We start from the raw sequence: 16217 nt of genomic DNA, 5'->3' as shown, positions 1-16217 counted from the left end.
GGAGGAGACCACTATATGACGACGCAAACCACACTTCCGGTGGATGCCGAACGTTTAAGCGAGTTATCGCAAAGAAACGGCGAGCCGGAATGGCTGAAGGAAAGCCGCTTGGCGGCATTGGCGCTGGCAGCAGAGCTGAACCTGCCCAAACTGGAGAAGACCCGGATTGACCGCTGGAACTTAGATCAGTCCGTAAACTATAAGACCAGCCCTTCCATTACTTCACTTATCGAAGCTCCATCCTCTATTGCTGCACTGGTAAAGGATCAGGAAGAGGGAAGCTTGATTATTCAACGTAACTCAGGCGCTGTATATACAAGACTGGCACCAGAACTGGTGGAGCAGGGAGTAATCTTCACCGATTTACTTACTGCAGTCAAGGAGCATGGCGATTTGATTCAGAAATATCTGCATCAAGCCGTACTGCCTGGAGAGAACTCCCTGGCGGCGTTGCATGCAGCGCTCTGGAACGGTGGAGTATTCCTATATGTACCTCGTAATGTTGAAGTCAAAACACCGCTTCAGGCTGTACTTCTTACCGATGATGCCGAAGCTGCTTTTGTTCCGCACATTCTTATTGTAGCCGACAGCAACAGCTCTGTTACTTATGTTGATAACTATGTTTCAGATAAGACCGAAGCCAGCCTGCATAATGGCGCGGTGGAGGTGTTTGTTGGAGCAGGTGCTAAGGTTCGTTATGCTACAGTGCATCAGCTTGGAGAAGATATTACCGATGTTACCTACCGCCGTGCAGTCGTAGCAAATGATGGCGAGATTGACTGGATCGTCGGTGAAATGAATTATGGAGACACCGCAAGCGACACCAAGTCGGTGCTTAAAGGCAACGGATCGAGCTCGAATGCCAAGGTTATTGCAGTCGGCTCAGGTTCGCAGAAGCTGAATTATACAACCCAAGCTCAGCATTTCGGCAAAAGCACTCCAAGTAACATGATCACGCGCGCGGTGATGCGTGATGCAGCCACTTCAATTATTAACGGAATTACCAAGATAGAAAAAGGCGCAACCCGTGCCGATGGCCAGCAGACAGAGAAAGTATTGATGCTAAGTCCAAAAGCGCGCGGTGATGCCAACCCGATCCTCCTTATTGATGAGGATGATGTTACAGCAGGCCATGCCGCTTCCGTAGGACAGGTCAATCCCGAACAGGTATATTACCTGATGTCCCGGGGAATTTCACGGCATGATGCGGAAACACTTGTTATTTATGGCTTCCTGGCTCCCGTTGTGTCGCAAATTCCACTGGAGGGACTGCGCAATCAGCTCCAATCTCTTGTGGAAAGGAAGTTGGGTCAATGATCAGCACTATCCGGGAGCAATTTCCCATCCTGAATCAGCAGGTGAACGGCCACCCGCTTGTATACCTGGACAGTGCGGCGACTTCCCAGAAGCCGCGCCAGGTCATCGAAGCGGTTAAGTCATATTACGAGTGGGACAACGCCAACGTACACCGCGGTGTCCATACACTGGGCAGCCGGGCAACGGATGCTTATGAAGGTGCCAGAGAGAAGCTGGCCAGATTCATTAATGCACGAAGCACCAAAGAAATTATCTTCACCCGCGGCACCACAACGGCGCTAAATCTTGTAGCTTCTTCTTACGGCTCTTCGGCCGTTAAGGAAGGCGATGAGATTGTTATTACACTAATGGAGCATCACAGCAATTTTATCCCGTGGCAGCAGCTTGCCAAAAGAACTGGCGCCACGCTTAAATTTATTCCCCTCCAGGCAGATGGAACCATTACTTTGGAGGATGCCGAGAAGACAATTACAGACCGGACCAAAATTGTAGCTGTCGCTTATGTATCCAATGTTATGGGCGTTACCCACCCGGTGAAGGAGTTAGCGGCTATCGCCCATCGACATGGGGCAGTCATTGTTGTAGACGGCGCGCAGAGTACTCCGCACATGAAGGTAGATATGCAGGATTTGGATTGTGATTTCTACGCCCTCTCCGGGCATAAAATGCTGGCTCCTACCGGAATCGGAGCATTATACGGTAAAAAATCGCTGCTCGAAGCTATGGAGCCGGTGGAATTCGGCGGCGAAATGATTGATGATGTAGGTCTCTACGAATCGACTTGGAAAGAGCTTCCCTGGAAGTTCGAAGGCGGCACCCCGATTATCGCCGGAGCCGTTGGACTCGGGGCAGCCGTTGATTTCCTGCAGTCGGTTGGAATGGATGAAATACACCGTCATGAGATGAAGCTCGCCGCTTATGCGGAGCAGCGTCTGTCTGAGATCGGCGGACTTACGATCTATGGACCTCGCAATCGTGAGGTTGGAGTCGTGACCTTCAATCTGGGAGACGTTCACCCTCATGACGTAGCAACGGTCTTGGATGCGGAAGGCATTGCCGTTCGCGCCGGCCATCACTGCTGCCAGCCGCTAATGCGCTGGCTGAAAGTCAGCTCAACGGCGCGCGCCAGCTTCTACCTGTATAACACCGAAGAAGATGTTGATCGGCTGGTTCAGGGCTTAATCAAGACAAAGGAGTATTTCGCCGATGAACTTGGATGATTTGTACAGACGCGTAATTATGGATCATTATAAGAATCCCCGGAACCGCGGTTCGTTTGATGATGATGCGATGAAGATAGAACTCAATAACCCGACCTGCGGCGACCGGATCACGCTTCAACTCAAAGTGGAAGATGGGGTTGTGAAGGACGCCCGTTACAACGGAGAAGGCTGCTCGATCAGCATGTCTTCGGCTTCGATGATGACGGAGACGGTCAAAGGCAAAACCGTAGAACAGGCTCTTGATCTGGCGGAGCGCTTCTCTTGCCTGATGAAGGGCGACAACGTTGAGTTTGACGATTATGAAGATATCGAAGCCCTATCGGGAGTGAATAAATTTCCGGCACGCATCAAGTGTGCCACCCTGGCCTGGAATGCATTGCGTAAAGGGATCGACGGGGAAGAAGAACACAAATAACAGTAGAACAAGGAGGCTGACACCATGGCGAAGAAAGCGCCCGAGATGGAAGAGTACCAGTATGGATTCCGGGATGAGCACAAGTCGATTTTCCAGTCTGGCAAAGGTTTGACGGCCGAAATTGTCAAAGAAATATCTGCAATCAAGAATGAACCGGAGTGGATGCTTAATTTCCGCCTGAAATCACTGGAACAGTTCCGCAAAATGCCGATGCCTACATGGGGCGGCAATATGGACGATCTGGATTTCGAGGATATTCAGTATTATGTAAGACCTTCGGAGAAACAAGGGAAGACATGGGAAGAGGTTCCTTCGGAAATTAAAGAAACCTTCGACAAGCTGGGCATTCCGGAAGCGGAGCAGAAGTTCCTGGCCGGCGTATCGGCACAATACGAATCTGAAGTTGTCTACCACAGCATGCAGAAGACCCTTGAAGATCAAGGTGTTATCTTCACTGATACCGATACTGCTCTTCGGGAGCATCCGGAGCTGCTGAAGAAATACTTCGGAACGATTATTCCACCATCTGATAATAAATTTGCTGCACTAAACAGTGCGGTATGGTCAGGCGGAAGCTTCATTTATGTTCCGAAAGGTGTGAAATGCGAAGTGCCGCTGCAGGCGTACTTCCGTATTAACTCCGAGAACATGGGACAATTCGAGCGCACCCTGATTCTTGCCGATGAAGACAGCTTCGTGCATTATGTTGAAGGCTGTACGGCTCCAATCTACAGCACGAACTCTCTGCACAGCGCGGTTGTTGAAATTTTGTGCATGAAAAATGCCCGGGTTCGCTATACTACTATCCAGAACTGGGCACCAAATATCTATAACCTCGTTACCAAACGTGCGGTTGCTGAAGAAAATGCCACGATGGAATGGGTGGATGGCAACATCGGCTCTAAGCTGACGATGAAATATCCTGCGGTTGTGCTAAAAGGCCGCGGCGCCAAAGGCTCCGTACTCTCTATTGCTGTAGCCGGTAAAGGCCAGCACCAGGATGCGGGTGCCAAGATGATTCACTTGGCTCCGGATACAACTTCAACCATTGTATCTAAATCGATCAGCAAGCACGGCGGTAAGGTAACCTACCGTGGACTTGCTTCCTTTGGCCGTCAGGCAGAAGGTGCTAAGTCGAACATTAAATGCGATACACTCATTATGGATAATCTGTCTACTTCAGATACGATTCCGTATAATGAGATCATGAATGACAACATTACGCTGGAGCATGAGGCAACCGTCTCCAAGGTATCCGAGGAGCAACTCTTCTACCTGATGAGCCGCGGTCTCACCGAAGCCGAAGCGACCCAAATGATTGTTATGGGCTTTATTGAGCCATTTACCAAAGAACTGCCGATGGAATATGCGGTAGAGATGAATCGTCTCATTAAGTTCGAGATGGAAGGGTCTATCGGGTAACAGATTTTACTTAGGCTTCTCCGTGGAATACAAATACGTGTCCGCAGTGCTTTTGATACTTTAGTGTCAAAGCCTCGGACACGTTTTTAGTTGGCCAGACACAATACCAAAGGTCTAAGGAAACCGCGATATACATACGACACCCCGCTACCCATTATTAGAGTGGCGGGGTGTTTGGTTAATGTGTGAATAAAGACTGCTTAATATCAATTGCGAAGCAAAATAAACCTTTAGGTGAAAGCCGTGAAGCAGGGGGACAGCCCGAATATTATTATGGCTTAATGTTCCGGGAACCGGTGCATTCACCCAAGCAGACCAGGGAAATCCGCATACGCTATGGTGTACTCAATTACAAGGGAGGAATCACTAATGGGTGAATGTGTTGGTAATGGATATGGTCCTGGTCCTTTGGTAGGCTGGACATCGACAACGGCAATTCTGGTGCTTTATATCTTGCTGGTAATCATCACTAAAGCATTTTGGGTATAGTCTCACACTCCCAAAGTCTCCGTCAGCCATAGGCTGGCGGATTTTTCTATTATGAGGCAGTACATGCTTAAGATTTTCATCAACCATATGCACATCTCGGAGTAACAGTTGAATCAACCCTAACCTTAATTCATTAGCATTTACGAGGAAATCAGAGTATTTAAAGAAAGGATAGTTAATAACCTTGAGGTTAAGCACCAATTTGTCGCATATCAAGTGGAAAATGGGTGATTCTACGCTTTGCCGCATTAAAAGAGGGATGATAAACTGCATAAAGTCACTAAAATGGAAGCGCTAAATATAGAAAGATGCTATGTGAAGTTAGGCTAAGCCTTGTCTGCTAAGCCGCTTACGCGAAATAGCTCTAAGGAGGAAAGAGATGGACGTTCTCAGGCAACTGCGGGGCTTTTACCGGGAGAAGCTGCATTATTTGTATCTTTCGATTGTATGCCTGGCCGCTGCAACATCAGTAGGATTGATCATTCCCAATTTACTCAGAAAGCTGATTGATGAAGTAATTGTTCCAATGAATTTCAAGGCAGTACCAGTGCTTGCGCTAACTGTGCTAGGCGTAGTTTTTATTAAAGCCTGCCTTCAGTTTCTGCATGGTTTTTTTGGAGGTCGATTGGGCAACTTCCTCGCCTACCGGTTGAGAAACGGCTGCTACGAGAAGCTGCAGTTTCTGTCCTTCCGGTATTATGATACGGCTAAGACAGGAGACCTGATGTCCCGGCTGACCGGGGATCTGGAAGCGATCCGACTCTTTATCGGCTTCGGGTTTGCCCAACTGCTGAATGTATTTTTTATGGTTGCCTTCGGTTCTATCATGATGTTCACACTTAATTGGCAGCTTACTCTGGTCACTTTGATTACGATGCCATTCTTAGCTGCTGTGGCTTTCCGATTTGAATCTAAGATTCATCCTGCGTTTCAGGAGATGCGAATGGCGCTAAGTGCACTTACAACAGCCGTTCAGGAGAATGTGACGGGTGTCCGGACCGTGAAGTCGTTTGCCCGGGAAGGGTATGAGGTGGAGAAGTTCTCCCACCGTAATGAGCGTTACAAGAATAATCAGATTTTTGCCGCTGAGCTGTGGAGCCGTTTTTTTCCGGTCATGGAGCTTCTCGCATCGGTGAGTGTAGCCATTCTGCTCGGTGTCGGCGGAACGCTGGTCATTAATAAACACATGTCTCTGGGAGAGCTGGTTGCCTTCTTCAGTCTGATCTGGTATATCATCGGGCCGGTATGGGGACTCGGATTCCATATCAATAACTATACCCAGTCCAAGGCATCTGGCGAGAGAGTACTGGAGGTGCTGAATCAGCGGATTGACGTGAAGGACAAGGAGGACGCAGGAGAACTGAAAGCTGCAGAGGTGCAGGGGCATATTACCTTTAACCATGTTACTTTTGCCTACGGGAATAAGATGCCGGCGGTGACGGATATTCATTTCGACGCTCCCGCAGGTTCCGTTATCGGTTTTCTCGGAGGGACAGGCTCAGGGAAGTCTACTGTGACCCAGCTGATGATGCGCGCCTATGATGTGAACGAAGGGAATATTCTGCTGGATGGCAAGGACATTAGGGAATACACGGTACATAGCCTGCGTTCGCAGATCGCTACTGTTTTTCAGGAGACCTTCCTCTTCTCCTCCTCGATCCGCAATAATATTTCGTACGGGTTGAACAATGTAACCATGGAGGAGATTATCCGCGCGGCTGAACTGGCCAAGGCTCATGAGTTCATCATGGAGATGCCCGAGGGTTACGATACGGTTGTAGGTGAACGGGGTATGGGCCTCTCCGGCGGACAGAAACAACGGATTGCCATCGCCAGAGCGCTGCTCAAGAATCCGCGAATTCTCATTCTAGATGATGCGACCAGTGCCGTGGATATGGAGACGGAGCACGAAATTCAAGCCGGCTTCCAGGAAGTGATGCGGGGGCGCACGACACTGATTATCGCCCATCGGATCTCTTCACTCCGGCATGCGGATCAGATCATTGTTCTTGACGAGGGCCGTGTCATACAGAGAGGGACTCACCGGGAGCTTATTGAAGTGCCGGGTCCTTACCGGGATGTCTACCGGATCCAGTATGCAGATTATCTGACCAGAGACACTGGAGGGAAGGAGCGTGCTGCGGAATGAAGCTTGAGACTAAACCCGCGGGAAGTATTGCTTTTGCCGATAACAAGACCCAGACGAATGATTCCACTAAAGAACGGTTCGTATACAAGGATGACGATCAGATCGATAAAGCCTTTGACTGGAAACAGTTCGTCCGGCTGTTCAGCTATATGAAACCTTATGCAAGGCAGATGCTGCCCCTGGTATTGATTATGATGGTCCTGGGTACGATAACCAAGCTCATGGTACCTTTTCTGACCAGTTTGGCTATTGACCGGGCAATTAACCCGGCGGATGGAAATACAAGCCTGACTCTACTGTACCTACTTACAGCAAGCGTCGTCGTGCTGTATCTGATCCAGTGGATTGCCGGTGTATACCGGATCAAATATACCAATGTGATCGGGCAGCGGGTGATTTATGATCTGCGTTCGCACCTGTTCCGGCATATTCAGAAGCTCTCATTTAACTTTTTTGATAAAAGACCGGCGGGTTCCGTGTTGGTGCGGGTCACGAATGATATTAACTCACTTCAGGATCTGTTCACCAATGGTGCGGTCAACCTCATGATCGACTGTGTGCAGCTTGCCGGGATTATGGTGATTCTGCTGCTGATTAACTGGAAGCTGGGGCTTGCGGTCATGGTTACCGTGCCGATTATGTTCTTTGTCTCCACTAAGCTGCGGCAGAAGATCCGCATGGCCTGGCAGGATGTACGGATCAAGAACTCGCGAATCAACTCCCACTTGAATGAATCCATTCAGGGCATTCGGGTGACACAGGCGTACACGCAGGAACAGGAGAATATGCAGTATTTCGATACCATGAACATGGACAGCCGCAAATCATGGAATAAAGCTTCAGCGATGAACCAGGGTTTTGGGCCGATCATCGAGGTGACCGGTGGCTTGGGAACGATGATTCTGTTCTGGCTGGGTGCCCATTTGATTCAGTCGGGGCAGCTTACGATCGGCGCGCTGGTCGCATTTAGCACCTATGTCAGCAACTTCTGGGACCCGATCAACCGCCTCGGGCAGATGTACAACCAATTGCTGGTCGCCATGGCTTCGTCGGAGCGGATATTCGAATACCTGGATGAAGAACCAATGGTGAAGGATGTTCCGGGGGCACAGCCGCTGCCCACCATCCGCGGAGACATCCGCTTTGAGCATGTGGTATTCGAATATGAGAAAGGGCGGGCGGCGTTGAAGGGTATTGACCTCAAAGTGAAGGCGGGGCAGTCCATTGCGCTAGTTGGCCACACCGGATCAGGAAAAAGCACGATAATCAATCTGCTCAGCCGTTTCTATGACATTACGAGCGGGAAAATTACTATTGACGGCAGAGATATCCGCGAGGTGACCCTGCAAAGTCTGCGGGAGCAGATTGGTATCGTGCTGCAAGATACCTTTATTTTCTCCGGTACGATCCGTGATAACATCCGTTTCGGGCGGTTGAATGCTACCGACAAGGAAGTCGAGGAGGCAGCCATGGCTGTGGATGCCCATGAATTTATCAGCAGGCTGCCACGGGGATATGATACAGAGGTGGAGGAGCGCGGGAGTGCCTTGTCCATGGGACAGCGCCAGCTTTTGTCATTCGCCAGAGCCTTGCTCGCCAATCCCCGCATTCTGATTCTCGATGAGGCAACGGCAAGTATTGATACAGAGACAGAACTGAAAATTCAGGAAGCGCTGAAGATTCTGCTTCAGGGGCGCACTTCGTTTATTGTAGCCCACCGTTTGTCTACCATCCGGCATGCAGATAAAATTGTCGTTCTGAACCACGGTGAAATCAAGGAAGAAGGCACACACAAGGAACTTACGGACCGGGAAGGAATTTATAACGGGCTGATTGAAGCGCAGTTCCGATTCCTTTAATGGAACTACGGCTTGGTACTCAGCGGTATAAGCGTGGAAGGGCAGGCGATGAATGTCGCTTGCCTTTTTATATTCGGGTTGGCTTTTGTGGGTGCTTAGTTGGGCCGTTTGGCCCGTTTGCCGGTTAGGCGCAGTTCCGTTATGGCATAGCTTATGGATTGCTGCCATTCTTTATCGCCGGTAGCCATTGCCAGCAGCGCTTCATTGTTAAGGCAGGACATTTCCCAGCAGTACTTGGCATTCACCTGGAGGCATTGCTGCATTTCGGCAGCTTCAACCAGATCCAGCTTGCGCTGGCGGCTGAGGGTATATAATTCGGCAAGCCGTTCGTGGACGGGTAGCATTTGTATGCATCTCCTTTGCATGTGAAGATGTAGAGGGTACGCCTTACTTATGAGTGTAGCCGAAGTGCCTCATATCAATACCCGCTTCTGGAGATCCTTCGTTAACCACAATAAAAGTATTGAAATCATTTTGATGGTAGACTATAATTTAGTCAAAAGTTAAAGCGCTTATACTTTGATGCGCAGCACAGGGGCGGGGTGATACTTTTTATACCTAAAAGTTAAAGCGCTTAAACTTTTAGGATGCCAACGGAATTATGCGAAGGGAAGGTATGCCATGAAGTTATCCAGAGAAATGCGCAGAGAAAGCCGACACTTCTATGCTTTCACTTCACCATGGATTCTCGGCTTTATCATTTTCGCCCTGTTCCCCGTAGGTGCATCATTGTATTACAGCTTTACGGAGTATGACATCATTAATCGTCCTGTCTTCATCGGGCTCGGAAATTACACTGAGCTGTTTCATGACTCTCAGTTCTGGAATTCCGTCAAAGTTACACTTAAATACTCTTTTATTAGTGTACCCATCACGCTTGTATTGTCACTTGTGTTCGCCTTGTTGATCAACCAGAAGGTTCCGTTTCGTGGCTTCTTCCGCACTGCGATGTATTTTCCCAGTATGATTTCCGGTGTATCCATGGCGCTGCTGTGGTTCTGGGTATTCAATCCCCAGGCGGGATTGTTCAATTATGTACTGTCGTGGTTCGGTGTAGATCCAATTCCCTGGCTCCTTGATGAGAAGTATGCGCTTTGGGCACTGATCATTATGTCCTTCTGGGGGATGGGGGCTGGTATGCTGATCTTTTTGGCAGGGCTGCAAGGAGTTCCGGCGAGCCTGCTCGAAGCGGCCAAACTTGACGGGGCGGGACGCTGGAAGTCTTTTCTGAATGTAACCTTTCCTATGATTTCACCCGTATTTCTGTTCCAGCTTATTATTGGAGTCATTGATTCTTTTCAGGTATTTACCCAGGCTTATACGATTACCCAAGGCGGTCCCAGCTATTCTACTTGGTTCTACGTATACAACATCTACATCAACGCATTTAAGAACTTCCGTTATGGCTATGCTTCGGCGATGGCCTGGCTTCTGCTGGTAGCGGTCCTGCTGGTGACATTCCTGATTCTAAAAACATCCGGGCGTTATGTTTATTACGAAGGAGGGGAGGAGCGATGAACCGTGTTGTTTTGGAACAGCATAAGGGGATCACACGCAGGCCAAAGTTCGCGATAAGGCCATTTGAAGCCATTGGGTTTCTCATTCTCCTGGCCGTTACGATTGCCATGCTGTCACCCTTATGGTTTATGATATCCACTTCGCTTAAGACTACCAAAGAGATGCTTGCTTACCCGCCGACGCTGCTGCCTGTGGATTATGCCTGGGACAATTTCACTAAGCTGTTCACGAATTCTGATCTCAAGTTTGGCCGCCAATATTGGAACAGCATTGTTGTTGCTGTAATGACGGTAATCGGAACCGTATTATCTTCGAGCCTTGTGGCGTATGGCTTTGCCCGGTACCGGTCCAGAGCGAAGAATGTGCTGTTCGTCCTGGTTCTCAGTACTATGATGTTGCCTTATCCGGCGATTATGATTCCACAGTTTCTGCTCTTTACGAAACTTGGCCTGCATGACTCCTTGCTTCCATTGATTCTGCCAACATTCTTCGGTTCTGCGTACATGATCTTTCTGCTGCGACAATTCTTTGCCTCACTCCCTAACGAATTATATGCTGCCGGGCGGATCGACGGGTGCAGTGAGTTCCGGCTGTACTGGAATATTACCATGCCCTTATCGGGTCCGGTTCTTGCAACTGTTGCGGTGTTCTCCTTCATTTGGAGCTGGAATGATCTGCTGGCACCCGTGTTATATCTGGATTCACAGGAGAATTTCACCTTGCCAATCGGCATGGCGGCTATGCTCTCCTCCAAGTTTCGTATTGCACCATGGAATTTGCTGATGGCCGCTTCCCTTCTGTCGGTGCTGCCGATTATCTTGTTGTTCACCATTGCCCAGCGGCGGTTCGTGGAAGGAATAGTGCTAACAGGAATCAAGTAAATCATTTCATAATCAGGGGGAGTTCGAACATGAAGAAGCACGGAAGATATGCAGGAGTGCTAGTCTGTATCATGCTTACCTTAACTTTGACCCTTTCTGCCTGTTCGCAAAACAGTGGAAATGGTGATGGAGATACAGTAACCATAACCCATTATACGATTGATTCACCGGACCGGACTTTTGTGGAGAAGCTGATACCCGATTTTGAGAAGACCCATCCAGGGATCAAGATTAAAGTGACCAAAGCACCGTATGAGCAGTTTGATTCCAAGCTTCAGTCATCTATCGCGGCAGGTAATTCACCAGATGTGACCTCGCACTGGGGATACGGCGGCTTCATGGAGTATTATACCAAGAATATGCTGCTCGATATGACTCCGCTTATGGAGAAAGATGGTTTCGATGCTGCCGACTATAACATTCCGGAAGATGTCATGAACATCTATAAAGTCAACGGCAAGACGTACGGGATTCCGATTAACAGCTATGTGACCGTGATGCTCTATAATAAGGACCTGTTCGATGCCGCCAAGCTTTCGTACCCTCCTACAGATTATGAAGACAAGAGCTGGACATTTGATACAATGGTCGATTACGCCGGCAAAATGACGGTAGATTCAACGAATCTGGCCGAGGCGCAATACGGTGTGGATTTCGGGTGGGGCGAGCGGGACCAGCGGCCGCAGTATTTCGGAGCGAATGTGTACTCTGATGATACATGGAGTAACGGCGGCAAACCTTCTGCAGTTAACCTGACCCAGCCGGAAGTTATTAATGCCTACAAGACCATTTACGGCTTGATCTGGGATAAAAAGATTTCGCCGACCCCGGCCTTCTCTAAGTCTGTGTCCGGGCAGTTCGGTGATCCGTTCCTCTCCGGCAAAATCGGAATGTCGGTGGTAGGCTCCTGGAGTCTTGCCGCTGCTGCGGATTTCAACTTCAAAGTGGGAGTAGCCGCCGTTCCGCAGGGCCCGAATGAGAAAGTAAGAAGCGTTCTTTACGTCGATCCGCTATTCATCCTGAAGGATTCAAAGCATCCGCAGGAAGCGCTGGAGTGGATCAAATACCTCATTACCACCGAGGTTCAGGAGCAGTCGATCGAGCTGAGCGGAGGCAATCCGCCCGTGAACCAGAAGGCTGCAGAGAAATACTACAGTAATTTCGAAGGCATTGATCCTGCCGATATCAAGCAGGTCTATGAAGGAGCGTACAAATACGGTTTCGAATCCTATAATCATCTCATTGCCAACTACTCGCAGATTAACGAATTGTTTATCAATGAGCTGTCCGGCGTAGAGAACGGGAAACAGGCAGCTGACGAGGTATTGCCAGTGATTCAAGATAAGCTGGAGAAGCTGTTGGCCCGCCTGAACAAATAATGATGGAGGGGGCCGAGGCGTGTGCGGAACCTTGGACCCCCTTGATCTGCAGGCTTCCGTGAGAACTCGTGTGATATAATTAAAGGATTGAAACCTACAGTAAATGGAGAGATCCGACATGAAAGTAAGTATCTTCGATGTAGCCAAGAAATCCGGTCTCTCGGTTGTTACCGTGTCCCGGGTACTGAATCGCTCAGACTCAGTCCGGCCGAAGAATAGGGATAAGGTTCTGCAAGCCATGAAGGAGTTAGGGTACCAGCCAAGCGCTGCCGCACGCAGCTTAGCTCTCGGCCGGACAGGAATTATCGGTCTTACACTGATGACACTGGATGATTCCTTTCTTGATCTAGTCGTAAAAGAAATTAATGACCGGCTGACAGAGCATGGGTATTTCCTGGCCATCTCTGTCTATTCTCCTGAAGAGGATGCGCTGCAAAGCCCTCTGTTTCAGGAAGACCGTGTGGATGGCGTATTCCTGCTCTCTCCGATTCACGAGGAAACCTACGTGCAGGAATTAAAGAAGAAGAACTTACCTTTTGTCATGCTGGATAACCAGTTAAAGCATCCTTCGGTGCCCTCGGTCATTGTGAATAACCGGAAAGGCGGGTATGATGCCGCCAGACATCTCATAGATCTGGGACATCGCAAAATCGCTCATATTAGCGGACCCGATCCGTTCCTTAGCAGCAGGGAAAGAGAGCACGGATTCCGTATAGCACTGGAAGAAGCCGGACTGGTCCCGCATGCTGTACAGCGTGGGGAGTTCACGATTGCCTCGGGTTATGCCATTGCGCAGCAATGGCTGGAAAGCGGAGATCTGCCGACTGCCATTTTTGCCGCGGATGATAATATTGCCCTCGGCGTAATTAACGCGCTTCAGTATTCCGGTGTACGGGTTCCGCAGGAGGTGTCCATCGTCGGTTTTGATGACCAGTCGGTGGCGTCCGAACTTCATCCCCGGCTAACTACGGTACGCCAGCCGGCTGAGAAGATTGGCCGGTACGGTGTGGATCTGCTGCTGAAATGGATTAATGAATCTGCAATACCCGATGTATCGCTGCCGCTGCAGTTTGAACCCGAGCTGATTATCCGGGAATCGACAGCGAGAATTAATTAACACAACATTTTACTTGAAGCTGGAGTGGTACCTTTGAAATATTACTTGGGCGTCGACGCCGGAGGCAGCAAAACTTACGCGCTCGTTACGGATCAGTATGGGAACGTTCTCGGCATGGGTGAAGCCGGGAACGGTAATCACCAGACCGGTTATGATATAGCCAGAAGAAATATCGGGCAGGCCGTCGACACGGCGCTGCACATAGCTGCTCTAACACCGGATGAGATTGAGCATGCCTGCTTCGGCTTGGCAGGAGCGGACAGAGAGACGGACTTTAAAGTGCTGCGGCCAATGATCGCCGCTTTAGGCTTTCCCCGGCATAGCATTGTTTGTGATACACAGATTGCTTTGCGGGCTGGCACAACCAGACCATATGGTGTTGTATTGATATGCGGAAGTGGAACCAACAGCGCGGGGAGAAACCGGCAGGGGGATTTCTTTCAGTGCGGAGGTTTCTCCTATCTATTCGGAGATTTCGGTGGCGGGGGGGCATTGTCGGTAGAGGTGTTTCGCTCTGTGATCCGCGCTTGGGATGGAAGAGAGATCCCGACGATGCTTACCGGGCTTCTGCTGGAAGTCCTTCAATATAACAACGTCGATGAGATGCTCGATGACTATCTCGACCATAATCTGACTCCGCCAATTCACATTGCGAAGCTGGCTTTTGAAGCGGCTATGAAAGGCGATAAGGTAGCACAGGATATTCTGACGCATCAGGGTGAAGAACTTGGCAAGTCAGCCTGCGCGGTGATTCGCCGTCTTGGTATGGAAGGGGAGACCTTCGATCTTGTTCTTGCTGGGAGCATTGTCACCCGGGGAGAAGGGGATTTCATCCACGCTCCCATTGCTGCAGCCGTTAAAAGAGTTGCACCCGGTGTGAATTTGGTTAAGCTTGCGGTAGAGCCGGTAGTCGGGGCAGTATGGATGGCGTTGGAGTCATCAGGAGAAGCTCTCTCGCCGGAAGCCTACAGCCAGCTTAAGACGATTCAGGAATTTCATTCGATTACTATGACGAAAAGAGTGTGAGTATAAATGAAACAAGGTTTGAAGATTGCAGTCATTGGAGGGGGCTCCTCTTATACACCCGAGATTGTAGAGGGCTTTCTGCTGCGTTATGATCAGTTGCCGATTAAGGAATTATGGCTGGTAGATATTGAAGAGGGCAGACATAAGCTTGAAATTGTCGGGAATTTAGCAAGAAGAATGATTGAGAAATCGGGTCTGCCAATTGAGCTTCACCTGACGCTTGACCGCAGAAAGGCGATTGAGGGAGCTGATTTCGTATCTACACAGATGCGTGTAGGATTGCTGGAAGCCCGTAAATGGGATGAGCATATTCCCAATCAATATGGGGTAATTGGACAGGAGACTACAGGTCCGGGAGGGATGATGAAGGCACTTCGGACGATTCCTGCGCTGCTGGATATATGCCGGGATATCGAGGAACTCAGCCCGGATGCATGGCTGCTGAATTTCACCAACCCTGCCGGCATGGTTACCGAAGCGATCCAGAAGTATTCCAGCGTTAAGAGCATCGGTCTGTGTAACGCCCCTATCGGTTTGCAAAAGATGCTGGTTCAGAAATATCAGACACAAGCCGAGCATATCTATACCGAGTTCGTAGGTTTAAACCATCTGCACTGGGTAACTGAGGTGCTCGTGAACGGGGAGAATAAGCTGCCGGAGCTTCTGGATCAGCGTGAGGAATATACCGCGAAGAATGTACCGCCCAGTGAATGGGATTCTGAATTTCTGTTGTCTCTAGGGGCCCTGCCATCCTATTATTTGAAATATTTCTATATGACAGACATTATGCTTAAAGAACAGCTCGAATCTGTGGAGCAGGGTGGAACCCGTGCCGAAGTGGTAAAACGGGTGGAGAATGAACTGTTCGAATTATATAAAGATCCGACTCTTCAGGAAAAACCAAAGCAGCTGGAGCAACGCGGAGGCGCGTATTATTCGGAAGCGGCTGTTAATGTTATGGATTCCATATATAACGATAAACGGGATATCCAGACACTTAATGTGAGAAACGGAAGAATCCTTGATTTTCTGCCGCAGGATGCCTGTATTGAGGTGAACTGTATCGTGACAGGGAATGGACCTATTCCGCTTCCGGTCCGAAGAGTTCCGGAGCACGTTAAAGGATTAATTCATGCGGTCAAAACCTATGAGAGACTGACGATTGATGCAGCGGTGCAGGGGGATCGCGGACTTGTTCTGCAGGCGCTTGTTCATCATCCGCTGGTACCATCGGTATCCGTGGCTAAGCAGTTGATGGATGAAATGCTGGAGAAGAACAAGGCGTATCTTCCTGCTTTCTTCAAATCATCTATATAGTCAAAGAGAGTGTCCCGGCATGATATGCTCCCCATATAGTAGACAGGTGAAATAATAAAAGCCTGTTACTGTATGGGGAGCATTTTATGGAACAAAAGAAGTTTA

13 protein-coding genes are annotated in these 16217 nt (G+C 49.3%); 12 read left to right on the top strand and 1 reads right to left on the bottom strand.

The annotated features are described in order from the left end of the window. Positions 1–15 precede the first annotated feature (15 nt). The 6 genes from sufD to ACAN55_RS12620 all read left to right on the top strand — a co-directional run bounded on the left by sufD (position 16) and on the right by ACAN55_RS12620 (position 8874). On the top strand, positions 16–1317 hold the full coding sequence (sufD, locus tag ACAN55_RS12645) for a Fe-S cluster assembly protein SufD (protein WP_379132941.1): 1302 nt from the start codon (positions 16–18) through the stop codon (positions 1315–1317). Further along, positions 1314–2537 carry a cysteine desulfurase gene (locus ACAN55_RS12640; RefSeq protein ID WP_379132938.1) on the top strand — a complete coding sequence of 408 codons (1224 nt, stop codon included), beginning with the start codon at positions 1314–1316 and terminating at the stop codon, positions 2535–2537. Before sufD ends, ACAN55_RS12640 begins: the two co-directional genes overlap by 4 nt. Continuing rightward, positions 2524–2955, top strand: a complete 432-nt coding sequence (gene sufU, locus ACAN55_RS12635; protein WP_379132935.1) for a Fe-S cluster assembly sulfur transfer protein SufU — start codon at positions 2524–2526, stop codon at positions 2953–2955. The genes ACAN55_RS12640 and sufU overlap by 14 nt, the downstream gene beginning before the upstream one ends. Before the next feature lie 24 nt (positions 2956–2979). Further along, positions 2980–4377: a Fe-S cluster assembly protein SufB gene (sufB, locus tag ACAN55_RS12630; protein WP_379132931.1), complete on the top strand. Its 1398-nt coding sequence runs from the start codon at positions 2980–2982 to the stop codon at positions 4375–4377. 868 nt (positions 4378–5245) lie between these two features. Next, positions 5246–7015, top strand: coding sequence for an ABC transporter ATP-binding protein (locus ACAN55_RS12625; RefSeq protein WP_379132928.1), 1770 nt, complete (start codon positions 5246–5248; stop codon positions 7013–7015). After that, a complete protein-coding gene (locus tag ACAN55_RS12620; protein ID WP_379132926.1) occupies positions 7012–8874 on the top strand; it encodes an ABC transporter ATP-binding protein in 1863 nt (620 codons plus the stop codon). Before ACAN55_RS12625 ends, ACAN55_RS12620 begins: the two co-directional genes overlap by 4 nt. 95 nt (positions 8875–8969) lie before the next feature. Here the strand turns inward: ACAN55_RS12620 and ACAN55_RS12615 are convergent, their stop codons facing one another. Further along, positions 8970–9218, bottom strand: a complete 249-nt coding sequence (locus ACAN55_RS12615; RefSeq protein ID WP_379132923.1) for a DUF7667 family protein — start codon at positions 9216–9218, stop codon at positions 8970–8972. Positions 9219–9495: 277 nt separating this feature from the next. On the opposite strand from ACAN55_RS12615, the gene ACAN55_RS12610 reads away from it, so the two are divergent. From ACAN55_RS12610 to ACAN55_RS12585, 6 genes are all read left to right on the top strand, one after another. Beyond that, entirely contained in the window at positions 9496–10392 is an 897-nt protein-coding gene (locus ACAN55_RS12610; protein WP_379132920.1) for a carbohydrate ABC transporter permease, read from the top strand. Beyond that, entirely contained in the window at positions 10389–11273 is an 885-nt protein-coding gene (locus ACAN55_RS12605) for a carbohydrate ABC transporter permease (RefSeq protein WP_379132917.1), read from the top strand. Before ACAN55_RS12610 ends, ACAN55_RS12605 begins: the two co-directional genes overlap by 4 nt. 29 nt (positions 11274–11302) lie before the next feature. Next, positions 11303–12652 carry an ABC transporter substrate-binding protein gene (locus ACAN55_RS12600; protein WP_379132913.1) on the top strand — a complete coding sequence of 450 codons (1350 nt, stop codon included), beginning with the start codon at positions 11303–11305 and terminating at the stop codon, positions 12650–12652. 118 nt (positions 12653–12770) lie between these two features. Next, positions 12771–13769 (top strand): LacI family DNA-binding transcriptional regulator, encoded by a 999-nt coding sequence (locus tag ACAN55_RS12595; protein WP_379132910.1) that lies wholly within the window; start codon positions 12771–12773, stop codon positions 13767–13769. Between the two features lie 24 nt (positions 13770–13793). Further along, positions 13794–14795: an N-acetylglucosamine kinase gene (locus ACAN55_RS12590; protein ID WP_379132907.1), complete on the top strand. Its 1002-nt coding sequence runs from the start codon at positions 13794–13796 to the stop codon at positions 14793–14795. Positions 14796–14801: 6 nt separating this feature from the next. Then, positions 14802–16112 carry a 6-phospho-beta-glucosidase gene (locus tag ACAN55_RS12585; protein ID WP_379132904.1) on the top strand — a complete coding sequence of 437 codons (1311 nt, stop codon included), beginning with the start codon at positions 14802–14804 and terminating at the stop codon, positions 16110–16112. The last annotated feature ends 105 nt before the right edge of the window (positions 16113–16217 follow it).

Origin of the sequence: Paenibacillus oryziterrae (assembly GCF_042610485.1) — a bacterium.
Classification (GTDB): Bacteria; Bacillota; Bacilli; order Paenibacillales; family Paenibacillaceae; genus Paenibacillus_AQ.
This window is presented reverse-complemented; position numbering and strand designations above follow the sequence as displayed.

Excerpts from the sequence above, each read along its gene's own strand:
- sufD (WP_379132941.1), top strand. The coding sequence starts at position 16 with ATGACGACGCAAACCACACTTCCGGTGGATGCCGAACGTTTAAGCGAG.
- ACAN55_RS12640 (WP_379132938.1), top strand. The coding sequence starts at position 1,314 with ATGATCAGCACTATCCGGGAGCAATTTCCCATCCTGAATCAGCAGGTG.
- sufU (WP_379132935.1), top strand. The coding sequence starts at position 2,524 with ATGAACTTGGATGATTTGTACAGACGCGTAATTATGGATCATTATAAG.
- sufB (WP_379132931.1), top strand. The coding sequence starts at position 2,980 with ATGGCGAAGAAAGCGCCCGAGATGGAAGAGTACCAGTATGGATTCCGG.
- ACAN55_RS12625 (WP_379132928.1), top strand. The coding sequence starts at position 5,246 with ATGGACGTTCTCAGGCAACTGCGGGGCTTTTACCGGGAGAAGCTGCAT.
- ACAN55_RS12620 (WP_379132926.1), top strand. The coding sequence starts at position 7,012 with ATGAAGCTTGAGACTAAACCCGCGGGAAGTATTGCTTTTGCCGATAAC.
- ACAN55_RS12615 (WP_379132923.1), bottom strand. The coding sequence starts at position 9,218 with ATGCTACCCGTCCACGAACGGCTTGCCGAATTATATACCCTCAGCCGC.
- ACAN55_RS12610 (WP_379132920.1), top strand. The coding sequence starts at position 9,496 with ATGAAGTTATCCAGAGAAATGCGCAGAGAAAGCCGACACTTCTATGCT.
- ACAN55_RS12605 (WP_379132917.1), top strand. The coding sequence starts at position 10,389 with ATGAACCGTGTTGTTTTGGAACAGCATAAGGGGATCACACGCAGGCCA.
- ACAN55_RS12600 (WP_379132913.1), top strand. The coding sequence starts at position 11,303 with ATGAAGAAGCACGGAAGATATGCAGGAGTGCTAGTCTGTATCATGCTT.
- ACAN55_RS12595 (WP_379132910.1), top strand. The coding sequence starts at position 12,771 with ATGAAAGTAAGTATCTTCGATGTAGCCAAGAAATCCGGTCTCTCGGTT.
- ACAN55_RS12585 (WP_379132904.1), top strand. The coding sequence starts at position 14,802 with ATGAAACAAGGTTTGAAGATTGCAGTCATTGGAGGGGGCTCCTCTTAT.